At 73.0% G+C, this 15937-nt stretch carries 12 protein-coding genes and 2 tRNA genes; 8 read left to right on the top strand and 6 right to left on the bottom strand.

The window, feature by feature from the left end:
• Positions 1-8: 8 nt before the first annotated feature.
• Positions 9-1451 (top strand): argininosuccinate synthase, encoded by a 1443-nt coding sequence (argG, locus tag RT054_RS04825; protein ID WP_313022353.1) that lies wholly within the window; start codon positions 9-11, stop codon positions 1449-1451.
• A gap of 133 nt (positions 1452-1584) precedes the next feature.
• Here argG and RT054_RS04820 read toward each other — a convergent pair whose 3' ends face one another.
• On the bottom strand, positions 1585-1872 hold the full coding sequence (locus RT054_RS04820) for a hypothetical protein (RefSeq protein WP_312719323.1): 288 nt from the start codon (positions 1870-1872) through the stop codon (positions 1585-1587).
• 100 nt (positions 1873-1972) lie between these two features.
• Between RT054_RS04820 and RT054_RS04815 the strand changes: the two genes are divergently transcribed.
• Entirely contained in the window at positions 1973-2962 is a 990-nt protein-coding gene (locus tag RT054_RS04815) for a WcbI family polysaccharide biosynthesis putative acetyltransferase (protein WP_313022352.1), read from the top strand.
• Positions 2963-3073: 111 nt separating this feature from the next.
• Positions 3074-4303: a tRNA dihydrouridine synthase DusB gene (gene dusB, locus RT054_RS04810; protein WP_313022351.1), complete on the top strand. Its 1230-nt coding sequence runs from the start codon at positions 3074-3076 to the stop codon at positions 4301-4303.
• A gap of 6 nt (positions 4304-4309) precedes the next feature.
• Here the strand turns inward: dusB and RT054_RS04805 are convergent, their stop codons facing one another.
• Complete coding sequence (locus tag RT054_RS04805) at positions 4310-5179, bottom strand: sulfurtransferase (protein ID WP_313022350.1); 870 nt, start codon at positions 5177-5179, stop codon at positions 4310-4312.
• Positions 5180-5279: 100 nt separating this feature from the next.
• Between RT054_RS04805 and RT054_RS04800 the strand changes: the two genes are divergently transcribed.
• The 5 genes from RT054_RS04800 to RT054_RS04780 all read left to right on the top strand — a co-directional run bounded on the left by RT054_RS04800 (position 5280) and on the right by RT054_RS04780 (position 9500).
• Positions 5280-6539: a deoxyguanosinetriphosphate triphosphohydrolase gene (locus RT054_RS04800; protein WP_313022349.1), complete on the top strand. Its 1260-nt coding sequence runs from the start codon at positions 5280-5282 to the stop codon at positions 6537-6539.
• Positions 6540-6658: 119 nt separating this feature from the next.
• Positions 6659-8590 (top strand): DNA primase, encoded by a 1932-nt coding sequence (gene dnaG / locus RT054_RS04795; RefSeq protein WP_313022348.1) that lies wholly within the window; start codon positions 6659-6661, stop codon positions 8588-8590.
• A 95-nt stretch (positions 8591-8685) separates the two neighbouring features.
• A complete protein-coding gene (locus tag RT054_RS04790) occupies positions 8686-9204 on the top strand; it encodes a hypothetical protein (protein WP_313022347.1) in 519 nt (172 codons plus the stop codon).
• A gap of 103 nt (positions 9205-9307) precedes the next feature.
• Positions 9308-9380: transfer RNA gene (locus tag RT054_RS04785), tRNA-Asn, on the top strand.
• A 46-nt stretch (positions 9381-9426) separates the two neighbouring features.
• Positions 9427-9500, top strand: a tRNA-Ile gene (locus RT054_RS04780).
• A 268-nt stretch (positions 9501-9768) separates the two neighbouring features.
• Here the strand turns inward: RT054_RS04780 and RT054_RS04775 are convergent.
• The 4 genes from RT054_RS04775 to RT054_RS04760 form a co-directional block, all read right to left on the bottom strand.
• Complete coding sequence (locus RT054_RS04775) at positions 9769-10671, bottom strand: alpha/beta hydrolase (RefSeq protein ID WP_313022346.1); 903 nt, start codon at positions 10669-10671, stop codon at positions 9769-9771.
• Positions 10672-10756: 85 nt separating this feature from the next.
• On the bottom strand, positions 10757-11458 hold the full coding sequence (locus RT054_RS04770) for a hypothetical protein (RefSeq protein ID WP_313022345.1): 702 nt from the start codon (positions 11456-11458) through the stop codon (positions 10757-10759).
• A gap of 1334 nt (positions 11459-12792) precedes the next feature.
• The gene (locus RT054_RS04765) at positions 12793-14646 is read right to left on the bottom strand and encodes a hypothetical protein (RefSeq protein ID WP_313022344.1); all 1854 of its coding nucleotides are present in this window, start codon (positions 14644-14646) and stop codon (positions 12793-12795) included.
• The gene (locus tag RT054_RS04760; protein WP_313022343.1) at positions 14643-15800 is read right to left on the bottom strand and encodes a hypothetical protein; all 1158 of its coding nucleotides are present in this window, start codon (positions 15798-15800) and stop codon (positions 14643-14645) included. The genes RT054_RS04765 and RT054_RS04760 overlap by 4 nt, the downstream gene beginning before the upstream one ends.
• Between the last annotated feature and the right edge of the window lie 137 nt (positions 15801-15937).

Genomic DNA, 15937 nt, shown 5'->3' with positions numbered 1-15937 from the left:
GTGTCCGTATGTCCAAGGTCCTCACCTCCCTCCCCTCCGGCGAAAAGGTCGGCATCGCCTTCTCCGGCGGCCTCGACACCAGCGTGGCCGTCGCGTGGATGCGCGAGAACGGCGCCATCCCCTGCACCTACACGGCCGACCTCGGCCAGGCCGACGAGCCCGACATCGACACGGTTCCCGAGCGCGCCAAGGAGTACGGCGCGGAGATCGCGCGCCTCGTCGACTGCCGACGTGCCCTCGTCGAGGAGGGTTTCGTCGCCCTCGCCTGCGGCGCGTTCCACCTGCGCTCGGGTGGGAAGACCTACTTCAACACCACGCCGCTCGGCCGCGCCGTCACCGGCACCCTCCTCATCCGCGCGATGATGGAGGACGACGTCCAGATCTGGGGTGACGGATCGACGTTCAAGGGCAACGACATCGAACGGTTCTACCGCTACGGGCTCCTCACGAACCCCCGGCTGCGCATCTACAAGCCGTGGCTCGACGAGGACTTCGTCGAGCAGCTCGGCGGCCGCGGCGAGATGAGCCAGTGGCTCAGCGAGCGCGACCTGCCCTACCGGGCGAGCGCCGAGAAGGCCTACTCCACCGACGCCAACATCTGGGGCGCCACCCACGAGGCCAAGAAGCTCGAGCACCTCAACGCGGGCATCGAGATCGTCGAACCGATCATGGGCGTGCGGTTCTGGGACCCCGAGGTCGAGATCGTCCCCGAGGAGGTCAGCGTCACGTTCGAGTTCGGTCGCCCCGTCGCGGTCAACGGCGTGCGGTACGACCAGGACCCGGTCGCGCTCGTCCTCGAGGCCAACCGCATCGGTGGCCGCCACGGGCTCGGGATGGCCGACCAGATCGAGAACCGCGTCATCGAGGCCAAGAGCCGCGGCATCTACGAGGCGCCGGGCATGATGCTGCTCTTCATCGCCTACGAGCGCCTGCTCAACGCGATCCACAACGAGGACACCCTCGCGAGCTACCACACCGAGGGCCGTCGCCTCGGCCGCCTGCTCTACGAAGGCCGCTGGCTCGAGCCGCAGTCCCTCATGGTGCGCGAGTCGCTCCAGCGCTGGGTGAGCACCGCCGTCACCGGCACCGTCACCCTGCGGCTGCGCCGTGGGGACGACTACTCGATCCTCGACACCGTCGGCGAGAACTTCAGCTACCACCCGGACAAGCTGTCGATGGAGCGCACCGAAGGCGCCCCGTTCGGCCCGACCGACCGCATCGGGCAGCTCACGATGCGCAACCTCGACATCGCGGACTCCCGCAGCCGCCTCGAGCAGTACGTCGGCATGGGCATGCTCGGTATCGCAGGTGAGGAGCACCAGGTCGGGCGCGCGAGCACGCAACTCGTCGGTGAACTCGAGCCCGGTGGCGCCAAGGCCATCGCGACCGCCGTGCCTCCGTCGGAGGATCTCGCGCTCGACTACGCCGCCATGGAGGCCGGCAACGACTGACGACGCGGCCCCCTCGGCGGGCCGAGCTCGAATGCGACGATCCCCGTCCCCGATCAGGCGCGGGGATCGTCGTCGTGTGGGGTTCGCGCGAGGCGGGCTGTCGTGTGCGGTGGGCTCGTGCGCGATCGCCTCGTCAGAGGTTCGGGCTGCCGCCCGGGGGGACGATCCGCACCACGGCCACGGCGGCGACGACGAGCGCGATCGCGAGGCGCATCATGCGTTCGGCCGGGGGGATGTCGGGCCAGAGCAGCACGAGCATGCCGAGGAGGGCGAGGATCGCGAGGCCGAGAAGGATCGCGCCGACCATCCCGCCGATGATCAACCCGAGGGCGATCGTCACGATGAGGACTCCGGCGCTGACCTTCGCCGGGACGCGGAACAGGCGGTTGATGAGGTCTTCACGAAACGTCGGGTCGGTCACGGCCCCACCCTATGTGGTGACACCGTCACCTCCGCGGCGACGTGCCTCCAGCCCGGGTGGGTGATTCGATGACGGCATCGAACCGACGAGGAGTGAGCCCGTGACCGTTGAGCACGTTCCGGACGAGACCCCGAGGTCCTCGCCCCCCGACCACCCGGCGTCGGGGTTCGCCGAGGCGAGCGGGCGCCGACGTCACTACGACGTCTTCTACGGGCTCGCGCCACTGCCGGAGGACGACGGGCGTCCGTGTGCGATCGTCCTCGGCAACTGCCAGGCCGAGAGCGTGCGGGTGTTGCTCGGGGACGGACCCGCCGCCTCGGTGCGGACCGTGCGGGTGCCGCCCGTCTTCGAGATGGGCGCGGAAGACCTGCCTCACCTCACGCGCCTGCTCGGCCACGTCGACATCCTCGTCGCCCAGCCCGTGCGCGAGGGCTACCGCGGCCTGCCGCTCGGCACCGCGCAGGTCTCGCGTCTCCTCTCGGAGCGCGCGCGGGTCGTGCGGATCCCGCCGCTGCGGTATGCGGGCCTCTACCCGCGACACGTCATCGTGCGCTCCGGGCCCGCCGGGGAGGCCGGCGACCCACCGCTCGCGCCGTACCACGACCTCGCGACCGCCTCGATGGCCGCCGGCCGGGGTGCGATCGACAGGGTGGCCCGCGACGGCGTGCGCACCATCGCCGAGGAGTCGATCGCCGAGCTCGAGCGCCGCGAGCGGGAGCACGACACCGTGCTCGCGAGCGATCTGCTCCTCCCGGCCGGGGTCGAGGCCGCGCACACCCTCAACCACCCGGGGAACCCCGTGCTCGTCGGCATGGTGAGGCGGGTGCAAGCGCGTCTCGGTCTCCCCGCCGACGCGGCCGATCCCGGGCGGACCCTCCTCCGGTCGATCTACGCCCCGGTCCTCCCCGAGACGTGTCGCGCGCTCGGCCTCCCCGCGGGCGCGGCGCGCGAAGGGTGGAGCATCGACGGCGGCCCGGTGTCCGACGAGGCCGTCCGCGAGGCGCACCTCGGGTGGTACGCCGAGCACCCCGGCCTGGCCGCGCACGTGCTCGAGGTCCGTGCGCGAACCGTCGCGCTCCTTCACGGCTGACCGGGCCCGCCCGGCCCCGCACGGAACGCCGGGCGTGCGGACGCGGTCCACGGGTCCGGGGCGGGCGGCCGATTTGGGGGGTGGGTGCCGACGGGAGGACAATGGACGGTCATGACTGCGACCCTCGACGCCGACACCCGCCCCGGCCACACCGCCGGGGTGCACGCCGTGCTGCCTCCGCTGCAGCTCGGGAGGGTGACCGTGCCGTCGCCGGTCGTCCTCGCCCCGATGGCGGGCATCACGAACCGCGCGTTCCGGCGGCTGTGCCGGGAGTTCGGTGAGTCCGCCGGGGTGGGGGAGTCCGGCCGCTGCCTGTACGTGAGCGAGATGATCACCTCCCGCGCCCTCGTCGAGCGCACCCCCGAGTCGATGCGCCTCATCACCCACGACCCAGACGAAAACCCCCGCAGCGTCCAGCTGTACGGGGTCGACCCGGCGACCGTCCGCGCCGCCGTGCGGCTCCTCGTCACCGAGGACCGGGCCGATCACATCGACCTCAACTTCGGCTGCCCCGTCCCCAAGGTCACGCGCAAGGGCGGTGGATCGGCGCTGCCGTGGAAGACCGAGCTGTTCCGCGGGATCGTCGCGGGCGCCGTCGCCGAGGCCGAGCCGTACGGCGTACCCGTCACCGTCAAGATGCGCAAGGGCATCGACGAGGACCACCTCACCTACCTCGACGCCGGCCGCATCGCCCGCGACTCCGGTGCGGCGGCGGTGGCCCTGCACGGCCGCACGGCGTCGCAGTCCTATTCCGGCACCGCCGATTGGGACGCGATCGCCCGCCTGCGCGAAGCCCTGCCCGACGTCCCGGTCCTCGGCAACGGGGACATCTGGTCGGCGGAGGACGCGCTCGCGATGGTCGCCCGCACGGGCGTCGACGGGGTCGTCGTCGGCCGAGGATGCCTCGGGCGACCGTGGCTCTTCGCCGACCTCGTGTCGGCCTTCGCCGGGGGAGACACGCGCGTCCGGCCGACCCTCGGCGAGGTCGGGGAGGCCCTGCGCCGTCACGCCGTGTACCTCACCGAGTTCTACGACGGGGACGAGTTCCGGGCGTGCCGCGACATCCGCAAGCACATCGCCTGGTACCTCAAGGGATTCCCCGCCGGCCACGAGATCCGCCACCGCCTCGCTCTCGTCGACGCCCTCGCCGACGTCGACGATCTCCTCGCCGCCCTCCCCGCCGACGCGCCGTGGCCGGGTGAGGCGGCCGAGGGCCCGCGGGGTCGGGCCGGTTCCCCTCGTGCCGTCGCCCTGCCCGAGGGGTGGCTCGAGACTCGCGACCTCACCGGCGCGGCCGCGCGCAACATCGCCCAGGCCGAACTCTCGGTCTCCGGGGGCTGAGCGCGCTCACATCGCGCCGGTGGCCTCCCCGACCGCGATCGGGCGGGAGGGGTCGCTGATCCAGTCCGACCACGAGCCGACGTACACCGGCACCGCGTCTCCGAGACCGGCCACGGCGATCCCCAGGGCCACGTGCGAGGCCTGCACGCCGGAGCCGCAGTAGGCCGCCACCGGGGTCTCCCCGTCGACGCCCGCGGCGGCCAGGACGGCCCGGAGTTCGTCACGTGGCAGGAACCGGCCGTCGGCGTCGGTGAGGGACCGGGCGGGCACGTTGACCGCCCCGGGGATGTGACCGGGGACGGGGTCGATGATCTCGTTCTCGCCGCGGTAGCGGTCGGAGGGCCGACAGTCGAGGAGCAGACCCTGTTCGGCGAACATCGTCGCCTCCCGGGCCCCGAGGACCCGGGTGATGCCGCGCCGCACCGAGAAGTCGCCCTCGTCGACGAGCCGGATGCCGGACTCGAGGGGGTAGCGCTGGGCCTTCCACTGCGAGAGGCCCCCGTCGAGGACCTGGACGTCGTACTTGCCGAAGTGACGCAGGAGCCACCAGCAGCGAGCGGCCGCGAGCGAGCCGCTGTCGTCGTAGCAGACGACCGGCCGGTCGTTGTCGACGCCGCACTCCGCCATGTCGAGTTCGAAGTCGTCGACGGTCGGCATGGGGTGACGCCCACCGACGCCGTTCGGTTCGGCCTCGCCGGCGAGGTCGCGTTTGAGGTCGACGAACACCGCACCCGGCAGGTGACCCTGCAGGTAGGAGTCGTATCCGTCGTCGGCACCCAGTGCCCATCGGACGTCGAGGAGCAGGGGCGCCTCGCCCGGGCGGCTGCGCAGCCATTCGTGCAGCTCACTCGGGGAGATGAGGGGGTGGCGATCCATGTCACGACCTTAGGTGGCGGGGAGCGGAGGTGGGCACGGAGGGACCAGTGGCACGAGGTGCGCCCGTGCGTGGATCGAGCCAGGACTCTACAGTGCCGTGGTGAGGCGATACGAGGCCGTGGATCGTGAGAGATGGGTCCCGGAGGACCCGGCGCGCAAGAACGCACACCGCTCCGATTTCGCTCGTGACCGGGCGCGTCTCCTCCATTCTTCCTCGCTGCGGCGCCTCGCGAACAAGACACAGGTCATGGAACCCGGCAGCGACGACTTCGTGCGCAACCGCCTCACCCATTCCCTCGAGGTCGGGCAGATCGGCCGGGAGCTCGGCGCGGCCCTCGGGTGCGACGGCGACCTCGTCGAGACCGCTTGTCTCGCCCACGATCTCGGCCACCCACCCTTCGGGCACAACGGCGAGGCGGCGCTCGCGCGGGAGTGCGCGGACATCGGGGGGTTCGAGGGCAACGCACAGACGTTGCGGCTGCTCACGCGTCTGGAGGCCAAGCGGTTCGCGCCGCAGGGCCGCTCGGTCGGGCTCAACCTCACCCGCGCGGCACTCGACGCGGCGACGAAGTACCCGTGGGCCGCCGGCGGGGCGGCCGAGCCCGGGGTGGCCGGGACGAGCAAGTACGGGGTCTACGAGGACGATCTCGACGTGTTCACGTGGTTGCGGCTCGGGGCTCCCGACCGTCGGCGGTGTCTCGAGGCGCAGGTGATGGACTGGGCCGACGACGTGGGCTACTCCGTCCACGACGTCGAGGACGCCGTCGCCGCAGGACGACTCGACCTCGGGGTGCTGCGCGATGGCCGTGGTCTGGCGCCCGTGCTCGAGATCGCCGTGCGGCTGTACGCGCGGGATCTCACCGAGGGGCAGATCGGTGACGCCGCGCGCCGGCTGCTCGCGACCGGCGCCGTCGTCGAGCGCAGCGACGGAGGCCGCGCCGCCCTCGCCGCTCTCAAGGACATGACGAGCCTGTTCATCGGCCGGTTCGTCAGAGCGGCGGAGGAGGCGACCCGGGCACGGTTCGGCGAGCGGCCGCTCACGCGGTACGCCGCGGACCTCGTCGTGCCGGACGACACCCGCGCCGAGTGCGCCCTGCTCAAGGGGCTCGCCGCGCACTTCGTCATGTTCGTCCCCGAGCGGGAACGTGCCCGTGACGTCGAGCGGGCCGTCGTCGCCGACCTCCTCGCCCTCTACCGTGCCGACCCCGCACTCCTCGACCCGCTGCACCGTGAGGATCACGACGCGGCCGCGGACGAGGCGGGTCGGCGCCGCGCGGTCGTCGATCAGGTCGCCGGGCTCACCGACGTGCGGGCCTGGGGACTGCACCGGTCCTGGTGCAGCGACCCGACGCTCACCTGATGACGCAGTCCCCGCGCGCGAGGCGCGGTGCCGGGGACGTCCGGTCGTCCACAGCGGGGTGAGTCGGGCGGGGTCGCAGGGCCCGGTCCGCCTAGACTCGCGGGCAGAGGAGGTCGCCCGTGGCAGGACGCATCAAGGCCGAGGACGTCGAGGCGGTCAAGGACCGGGCGTCCCTCGAGGCGGTCGTGCGCGAGCACGTCACCCTCACTCGCGCCGGGGCGGGGCGGCTCAAGGGCCTGTGCCCCTTCCACGACGAGAGGACGCCGTCGTTCACGATTCGCCCCGCGGTCGGGCGGTGGCACTGCTTCGGCTGCGGCGAGGGCGGGGACGTCATCTCGTTCGTCCAACAGGTCGATCACCTCACGTTCACCGAGGCCGTCGAACGGCTCGCCGCCTCGGCGGGCGTGGAACTCCATTACGAGGAGGGCGGCGGACCCCGCGAGGCCGGGATGGGGCGGCGCGGCCGTCTCGTCGAGGCCCACCGGGTGGCCGAGGAGTTCTACCACGAGGCCCTGCTGCGGTCCCGCGACGCCCGTGTCGGTCGCGACTTCCTGCGCGAGCGGGGATTCGACAGCGCCGCGGCGACGCGGTTCGGGGTCGGCTACGCCCCCCGCGGCGGGGAGGACCTCGTGCGTCATCTCCGCGAGAAGGGGTTCAGCGAGGAGGAGATGACCCTCGGTGGGCTCGCCGGGCGGGGGTCCCGGGGTCTGTACGACCGGTTCCGCGGACGCCTCGTCTGGCCCATCCGCGACATCACCGGCGACACCGTCGGCTTCGGCGCGCGGCGCCTGCACGACGACGACCGCATCGCCGCCAAGTACCTCAACACCGCCGAGACCCCCATCTACAAGAAGACCCACCTCCTCTACGGCCTCGACCTCGCGAAGAAGGCGATCGCGATTGGACGTCGCGCCGTCGTCGTCGAGGGGTACACCGACGTGATGGCGTGTCACCTCGCCGGGGTGGAGTCCGCCGTGGCGACGTGCGGCACGGCCTTCGGCAGCGACCACGTCTCCACGCTGCGGCGCATCCTTCGCGACGATGCCGCCGGCGGCGCCCGCACGATCTTCACCTTCGACGGCGACGCCGCCGGTCAGAAGGCCGCGATGCGCGCGTTCGAGCTCGACCAGCGGTGGGCCTCCCAGAGCTACGTCGCCGTCGCCGCCGACGGGATGGACCCCTGCGAACTGCGCCAGCAGCAGGGGGACGACGCCGTCCGACGCCTCGTCGACGAGGCCGTGCCGATGTTCGAGTTCGCCGTCCGCACGACCCTCGCGGGTTTCGACCTCGACACCGCCGAGGGGCGCGTGGCCGGCATGAAGAGCGTCGCGAGAATCATCGCCGAGATCCGTGACCCGGCGCTGCGGCCCGAGTACACGAGGACGGTGGCGGGATGGATCGGCGTCGACGTCGAACAGATGCGTGACGTCGTCGCCCACGCCCCCAAGGGCATGCCGACCATCGGTGGCCCGGGCGCCTCGCGGCGCACCGGGGCGTCGGGAGGCGACGGCCCGGCCCCCGGTGAGACGCGTGGGGGCGACGAGGGGTCCACGCTGCTGCCGCGCCCCGACCTGCGCGACCCGACCGTGCTGCTCGGGCACCTCTTCCTGCAGGTGCTCGTGCAGTTCCCGCGCCTCATCGCGCCCGAGGACCTGTACCGCGTCGAGGAGGAGTCGTTCGTCGCCCCCGCGCACCGGGCCGTGTTCCTCGGCACGCTCACCGCGCTGGTCGGCGGTGCAGCCGACCGACCGCACGACTGGGTCGAGGCGATCGTCGAGGCGAGTCCGGCGCCCGTCGACACACTCGTCGGGGCCCTCGCGATGGAGCAGATCCAGGCACGCGTCGATCCGGAGACCGGTGAGCCCGACGCCCGGTACGTCGGCGATCTCCTCACCCGGTTGTGGGAGGCCCCGCTCCAGGCGAGGATCGCCGACGCCGCGAGCGCGCTGCGTCGTGTCGAGCACGACGACCCCGCGCGGGCGCACGAGATCGCGGTCGAGTTGCAGGGGCTCCAGCTCGAGCTCGCCGAGCTGCGGCGCCGGAGGGAATGACCCGGGAAGGGCCGGGCGAGCGGACCGCCCACGCGCCTCGGCAGGCGACGACATGAGACCAGGCTTCGACGAGACGAACACGAGAGTGGGGACGCATGGCGTTCTGGAAACGACGGGAACGCAGTGAGGCGGACGTCGTGGCGCAGGGGATGCGCCGCGCGGCCGGCGACCGCGTGATGGCTGCCGCGGTCGACATCACCACGGGGTCGGTCGTCGTCGGCACGGTGCAGGAGCTCGTCGTCCTCGCCCCCGACGGCGCAGAGGTGACGCGGCACCGGTGGCTCGAGGTCGACGCGGGGAGCTGGGAGAGCACGACCGGCACCGTCTCGGTCACCTGGGTCGACGGGTCACGGGGCACGCAGTGGCTGTTCGGGCCCGACGAGCAGCGGTTTCCGATGGTGTTCCGGGACCGGGTCGAGGCGAGCCGCGTCCTCGACGCCGCGGTCGAGGACGGGGGTCGCCCGATCGGGCGGGCGGCGATCCGCAAGGACCTCCGCACCGGGGAACTCGTTCCGCAACTGATGTACGAACGACGTGTCCGACGCGACGATGCGATGGCTCACCTCGTCGCGGAACGCACCCTCGCCGAGCTCGCCGAACAAGTAGGTCTGTGACACGTTGACCAGCCGCATCGGGCCACCTGCGCCCGGGGAGGTCAGGGTCGACGCACCGATTTCACGACCGGTGCCGTTCCTTGCTACATTGTTCGAGCGCCATTCCCCTGTAGCTCAACTGGCAGAGCATTCGGCTGTTAACCGGAGGGTTGTTGGTTCGAGTCCAACCGGGGGAGCACGAGAACGGCTCCGACCTCGTGGTCGGGGCCGTTCACCGTATCCGGGCCTGTAGCTCAGCCGGTCAGAGCAGCGGACTCATAATCCGTCGGTCGTGGGTTCAAGCCCCACCGGGCCCACCGCCCCGGGAGTGGCATCCTCGCAGGTCAGGGATTCGCCATGGCCAGTCCGGTTCGAGTCGGCCCCGCCGTGCCGAGGCCCGGGAGGCGAACACGGCAGGAACGGACACTCCGGCCGGCGGCCGGCAGGGTTGGGAAGTCCGCCCACGACGTCGACCGTCTGCAGGTCCAGGCCCCACAGAGCGCTGATCGAGGCTCGGCCCGGGCCCTTGACCCTGCTCCCTCGGCGAAAGTCCTGGCCCGAACGCCCGGGCGCCGGACTCGTCCGTCAGCTCGCGACGGCCGGGCGTGCGGTCACTCCGCAGGTCTCGAGGATGATGGCGGCCACCTCGTGGTGCCGCGTGTAGTGCGGGTATTCGCCTGCATCGAGGCTCCGCACGGTCACCAGGTCGTTCTCGATCGCGAGGTCGCGTTCGCGGCGGGCGTGTTCACGGTCGAGGCCATCGGCGAGCTGGACGATGAGCACGGGCACCGAGACGCGCCGGTACAGGTTCTCGGCGGGGTAGAAGCGGTCACCCGGGTCGAAGGAGATCATCGTGAGAATCGTCTCCGGCAAGGGGAGATTCACCCAACCGCCCTCGGGGTGAGGGCGGATCGAGTACATCAGTTCGTCGCGCAGACCCCGGAATCCGATGACCCGCCAGTCCTTCGCGAGCCGCACCACGATGTGGTCGATGAGCTGGCAGGCCTCTCGGCGGGTCTGCCCGCGCACACCGAAGAAGAAGCGCTGTTCGAGCAGCTCGGCGAACTCCGGGGAGGTGTAGAAGGAGATCTCGTCCTCGGTGTTCTCCTCCGTTCGGACGCAGGCCCCACCGAGGGTCACGACCCCCGCGAACCCGTCGGGACGGACCATCGTCGCCACGAGGGCGGCGTGCGAGCCCTGGCCGAGGCTGACGAGCAGGGGGCGGGTGAGGGCGAGGGCATCGGTGACGGTGAGGATGCTCTCCCAGGCATCGGCGGCGTGCCGCATCGGCGCCGTCGAGGCGCCGTGGCCCGGTAGGTCCAGCGACACCGCGCGGACCTGCCCGCCCAGTGCCTCGGCCACGCGATCCCAGGCGACGGCGCAGAACCCGGGGGCGTGCACGAGCACGACGGCCGGACCCTGGCCGCCGTAGTCGCGGACGGCAAGGGAGCCGGTGCCGTAGGGGATCTCGTGTTCGGTGACCTTCACGCTCTCTCATTCGACACCTCGTCCCCGACCCTGACGATTTCCCGACCCCCTCGGGCACGTCGCTATTCACGAGAGCGCTCTGGTGTCAATGGAGTTCGCGATAAGTGGTGAGGGCGTCCGACCTGGTCTCTCCCGTCGTCGCGACGCTGTCGTAGGCGAGGACCGACGTGCGCGCCGCGACGTCGAGCCAGTCGGCCACGCGGGCGACGCGGTCCGCGTCCACGTCGGCGTCGAGCTCCCAATGGACGCCCAGACGCCGGTGACGGGACCGGGCCCAGGTGCTCCAGTCCGCGAGGCCGCCGGGTGCCGCGACCTGGGCCGTCCATGAGGCTCCGGCGGCGAGCGGAATGCCGACGATGTCGACGACGTCGTCGCCCGGCCATGCCGCGGCCCAGACGGCCGGGGGTGTCGCCGTGGGCACGCCCCACTCCACCGCGACGCCGGGGGTCTGCCTCACCGCAGCCGCTGCCCGTCGGAACGCGGCGGCGCTCCGCGTCGGCTCGCCGCCCTCGGCGAGGACGATCCGGACGACCGGGGATCCGCCGCGGGCGACGAGTTCCCCGAGCTCCCTCCATTCCCGGTCGTGACGCCCGGAGGCGATGTCCTCGAGGGGGGTCCGCTGCACCGAGAGCGGCACGGTCCACACGACCCGGGCGCCGACGAGGAGCCCGAACGCCTCGTTCGCCGACGTCAGCTCCTCCCACCGCTCCCCGGGCAGCGACACCTCGACGAGGTCTCGCGGCCGGACGAGTGCACCGTTCGTCGGTCCGAGATCCGCGGCCTCCATCTTGGCGCCCGAGGCCCATTGCGGTCCCGATGTCCGATCGCGACTGGCGAAGGCGACCGGCCGAGAGGCGATCGTGTCTCGAGGTGGGGGGCGGTCGACGACAGGTCCGCGGACGCCGTGCGGGGGCTGGTCGCCGGAACGCTGGACGCGCCGCGTCGGCTCGGCACGGTTCGGCAACCCGGGCGTGGGCCGCCCAGGCCCCGTCGTCATGGCGCCGTCATCGGCACCGGTGGTGAGCGGCGAGGTCGAGGTCGGCGCGGGGGTCGAGGTCGGCGCGGTCGTGAGCGGTACCGGTGAGGTGGGTGACGGCGAGGGCGGCCAGGGCACGGTGGGTGAGGGCGGGCCCGGTGAGGTCGTCGGCGGTGAGGTGCGCGACGGGGGCGGCATCGGATGCTGTGTCCGCGCTGGGGTGGAGGCACCCGGTGGGGTGCCGGTCGAGGTCGGCTGGGGTGTCGTGGTGGCGGCCGGCGACGTCGGGCGCGCCGTCGACCCCGTGACGGCGGTGCTCGGTGCCGTCGCGGTGGGCGCCGGCACGTCAGGTCGAGCGGGATCGGCGGGATCTGCGGTTGGCTGGTCCGCTCGTCGACCGTCGTCACTCGGGAAGGCGGGCATGGGCGTCGTCGATCCGCGATCCGAGGACGGAAGGTCCGATGACCTCCCGGTCGCCGTCCGGGGCGCCGTTGCGGGCGCGGTCGATGTGGGGGACGTCGGTGTCGTCGCCGGGGGGAGCCGTGTCCCGGTCATGGCGGGACTCGGCGGAGCAGGGGACCACCGACCCGTGACCGAGCCGGGCTCGGTCGCCGGGGACGTGGCCGGTCGCGGGACGGAGGCGACCGGAGGGGGCGCGCCCGGAGGGGTGCGCGGCGGGCCCGAGCCAGGCGACGGCGGGACGGGCACGGGCGGCGGGTGCGGCCGCGTCGCGACGTCGGGGGAGGAGCCTGACCTTGGCGGTGGCGGGATGAAGCCCGGAACCCCGGGTGACACCGACACCGACACCGGCACCGGCCGCCGATCCGTGGGGACGGGGATCAGGAGGGTCGCGTGGGTCCGCCCTGGCGGCGCCGATCCCCTCGAAGCTCCCTGACCCGCCGACCCCACCGGTCCCCCCGTGCCGTCCGCGGCGGGACGGGGGACCTGCCCGGTGGGGGCAGGTGACGTCCTCCCGCGTTCGGCGGGGACGCGGGTGTCCTCGTCCACGCTGCCCGTGCGGGTGAGGACGGGGATCGTCGTCGGGCTCGGCGGCGGAGTCCTGGTCGAGGCGGGTGGCGACGTGGGGGAGGGGGTGCCCGCCGCCACGGTCGTCGTCCACAGGACCGCGATCACGAGGGCGCTGCTCATCGGGGCACCGGCCCGTGGCCGCCCGCGGACTCCCAGGCGCGGCCCTCGTCCTGTCGATCGGCACCGGGGGTCTGTCTGTCGGCACCACCGGAGGGCTGGGGTTGCGTCGAGGTGCCGGGCTGCGTCGCCGCGCCCGGTCGTGCCGGTCCGCCAGGTGGTGTCGGCGGGCCGTGTGGCGTCGATGAACCCGGTGGTGTCACCCCTCCGGGGTCGTCGGTCCCGGCTCCGGTCGGTGCCGGCGCGGCGTGTCCGCCCGGAGAGCCTGAAGGCATCGACTCGGTCGCCCCCTGCGCACCGCCTCCGAGGGCGGCGAGTCGGCCCGCGAGTGCCTCGCCGGCGAGAGGGACCTGCCCGTCGGCGATGGAGTTGGCGATGTACCCGTCGGGTTCGTCGAAGTAGACGACGGAATGGACGATCCCGTCCTTGGCGTGCTCGGTCGCGAGAAAGTCCATGACGACACCGATGTAGTAGGGGTTGTCCCCGCCTCCGTGGTCGTTGCCGGGGGCAACGCCCCACTCGGGCACGGCGAACTTCTTGCCGTGGTCGCGGGCGAAGCCCACCCAGTGGGCCCACCCCTGGTCACCGTCGCGGTGCTCGGGCCACGTCGACTCGCTGTAGGCCGGCCACCAGTCGTACCCGTCGAGGGCGACGATGTCGACGACGTCGTCCCCGGGCCACGCCTTCGTGGCGTCGGCGAGGGAGTCGCCCCGGCCCTTGTTGGGGTTCCACGAGACGAGCAGGCTCGGCCCGCCCCGCTTGAGGGCGACCGAGGCCCTGCGGAAGGCCTGGATCCACTGTTCGACGTTCTCGTCGCTCGCGTGATGGTTCCAACTACCGAGGTTGAACTCCCACCCGATCCGCACGCTCGAGCCGGGGTATCTCCTCTCGATCGTCCGCCCGAGCTCCTCCCACCGGGCGTCGTACCCACCTGCGGCGGCCGTCGCCAGGTCGCCGTCGTCCTGCCACAGCGGCACACCGACATCGAGGGTGCCGTGGAAGCCCTCGGGGGCGGTGTCCATCCACCACAGGTCCATGATCGAGTCCCACGACCCGCGGGCCGGGAACACCCCGAGGACCTCGACGGGTCGGCCCACCGTCTCCTGGAACCGGGCGACCCGGTCCTTGCTGTGCGCGAAGACCCCGACGGCGAAACCGCCCGCCGCCCGGGCGTCGCGTCGGGGCGTCGTCGTCGGTGAGGTCTCCGCCTCGACCGGCGCTCCGGATCCCGCAGAGACCGGGGGTGTCGGCGTGCTCGTGGCGGCCGACCCGGCCTTCCCGTGGGGCGGGGTGACCGGGGGTGTCGTGCCGCCGTCCGCGTAGGTGGGAATGGCGGTCGGCAGGGGGGCCCACGTGCGGTCGGGATCGGAGGGGCGCGGAGTGGTCGCAGCCTCGGGCGCCGGGGGTGAGGACCTCGTCGGTACCCCGGGGGAGGGGGGAGACGGCGGGACGGGGACCGCGGTCGTCACCGGCGACTCAGCCGTCCCGGGTGCGGCGATCGCGGGTGGTGCGGTCTGTCCCGGGTAGGGCCGGGCCGGAGAGTGCTCGTCGGGCGTGACGGGGGCGAGGGGCGTGACCGCGGTCGTGGGCGCCGGCGCAGCGGCAGGCTCCGCGCCCGGGGTGGGTGCGGCACCGGGAGCCGTCGGCGCTCCCGGGGAGACGACGACGGTGATGCCCCCGTCGATGACGGGGAGGACGACCTGCACCGTGGGGACGTCGTCGGTGGGGACCGGGACGGCGTGTGCCACCCCGGCCGCCGTCAGGGTGAGGACGGCGGTCCCCACGGCGGCGACACAGCCGCGGAGGGACGGTGCCCCATGTCGGGACGGCGTGATTCGGTGGTCTCGGGTCATGACGCGCTCCTTCGCGCAGGGAGGAGATACACGGTGTCGTCGTTCCGACGTGGATCGACGCCGCCCGAGGTGTCGGCGTTCGGGGCAGGGCCCCGCACGAGGGCGCCGGCGGTGGTGAGGACCTCCGGGATCGCCTCGCCGGGCGCGATCATCCCGCGGGCGAGGGTGGGGCCGACGACGACGGCGGACCCGTCGATGTGCCCGTAGGCGCGATCGGCGGTGACGGTCCTCGTCGACCAGGCGCCGAGGTCGTCGACCCGCCCCGCACGCAGGTCGACCAGCGCCCGACCGAGGATGCCCCACGTACCCGCCGGGGACGCCGTCCACGTGAGCCGCCCGCCGGGCGGGAGCAGGACCGGGCCCCCGAAGAGGTATCGGACGTCGGTCGTGCGATCGGCGTGGGCCTCGAGAGTGGCGGTGCCGTGTGGGCCCGGTCGCACGAGAAGGACGACCCCACCGCTGTACCCCGCGACCGTCGGGGCCGGGGAGGTCGCGTTCTCCCACGGCCCGGAGGACCGGGTGGACCCGTCGGGGCCGAGGTGTGCCCATCCGGTCGGCCCGGCGACGGTGACCTGGCCGTCCTCATGGGCTGCGAGGGCGATCATCCCGTCGGGCACGGTGACGGCCGCGCGTGCGCCCGCACCGGCCGGCGTCACCTGGCGGCCATGGGCCACGAGAGGGACCTCGCCGAGGACCGAGACGACCGCGCCCGTCGGGATCTCCATCTCGTGCGGGGTGCCGTCGTCGAGGCTCCACCAGGCGAGGCGCTCACCGACGTGGAGCGCGACGACGTCCTCACCGTCGATCCGCGTGGGTGCGGGCGGTCCGTGGATCTCTGCACCCCGGGGGAGCGGCGAACGCCACCGCACCTGACCGTCGGCGGCGGAGACGAGGACGAGGGTGCGTTCCGCGGTGACGAGAGCGACGGACTCCTCCGGTGGGGCACCGACGGCGACGGCGGGGATGCCCGGGGCGAGCGGCGGCGAGGCCCACGCCGGGCCGGCCGCGTACTCGGCGGGCGGAGTTCCCGGGTACCTCTCGAGACCCGTGATCGTGCTCGCCCTCCCGGAGGAGAGCGTCGTGGCGGCCAACGCGACGACGAGCACGATGACCGTGAGGGTCGCGAGGAGCCACGGCAGGCCGACCCGGTCCACGAGGGTGGCACCGGCGTGAACCCCCCGGTGGCGGCCGAGGCCGTGGCCCGGGCGGAGGTCTCGGGCTCGGCTCGGATCCCCGGGCTCTGCGTCTCGGTGGTCGGTCCACGACGGCGTCGGTCGGCTCGACCGTCGCT

It is taken from the genome of Mobilicoccus sp. (assembly GCF_032060985.1).
In the GTDB taxonomy this organism is placed as follows: domain Bacteria; phylum Actinomycetota; class Actinomycetes; order Actinomycetales; family Dermatophilaceae; genus Mobilicoccus.
The sequence above is the reverse complement of the archived record's forward strand: the minus strand, read 5'-3'. Positions and strand labels throughout refer to the sequence as shown.

Excerpts from the sequence above, each read along its gene's own strand:
- argG (WP_313022353.1), top strand. The coding sequence starts at position 9 with ATGTCCAAGGTCCTCACCTCCCTCCCCTCCGGCGAAAAGGTCGGCATC.
- dusB (WP_313022351.1), top strand. The coding sequence starts at position 3,074 with ATGACTGCGACCCTCGACGCCGACACCCGCCCCGGCCACACCGCCGGG.
- RT054_RS04805 (WP_313022350.1), bottom strand. The coding sequence starts at position 5,179 with ATGGATCGCCACCCCCTCATCTCCCCGAGTGAGCTGCACGAATGGCTG.
- RT054_RS04790 (WP_313022347.1), top strand. The coding sequence starts at position 8,686 with ATGGCGTTCTGGAAACGACGGGAACGCAGTGAGGCGGACGTCGTGGCG.
- RT054_RS04770 (WP_313022345.1), bottom strand. The coding sequence starts at position 11,458 with ATGGAGGCCGCGGATCTCGGACCGACGAACGGTGCACTCGTCCGGCCG.
- RT054_RS04765 (WP_313022344.1), bottom strand. The coding sequence starts at position 14,646 with ATGACCCGAGACCACCGAATCACGCCGTCCCGACATGGGGCACCGTCC.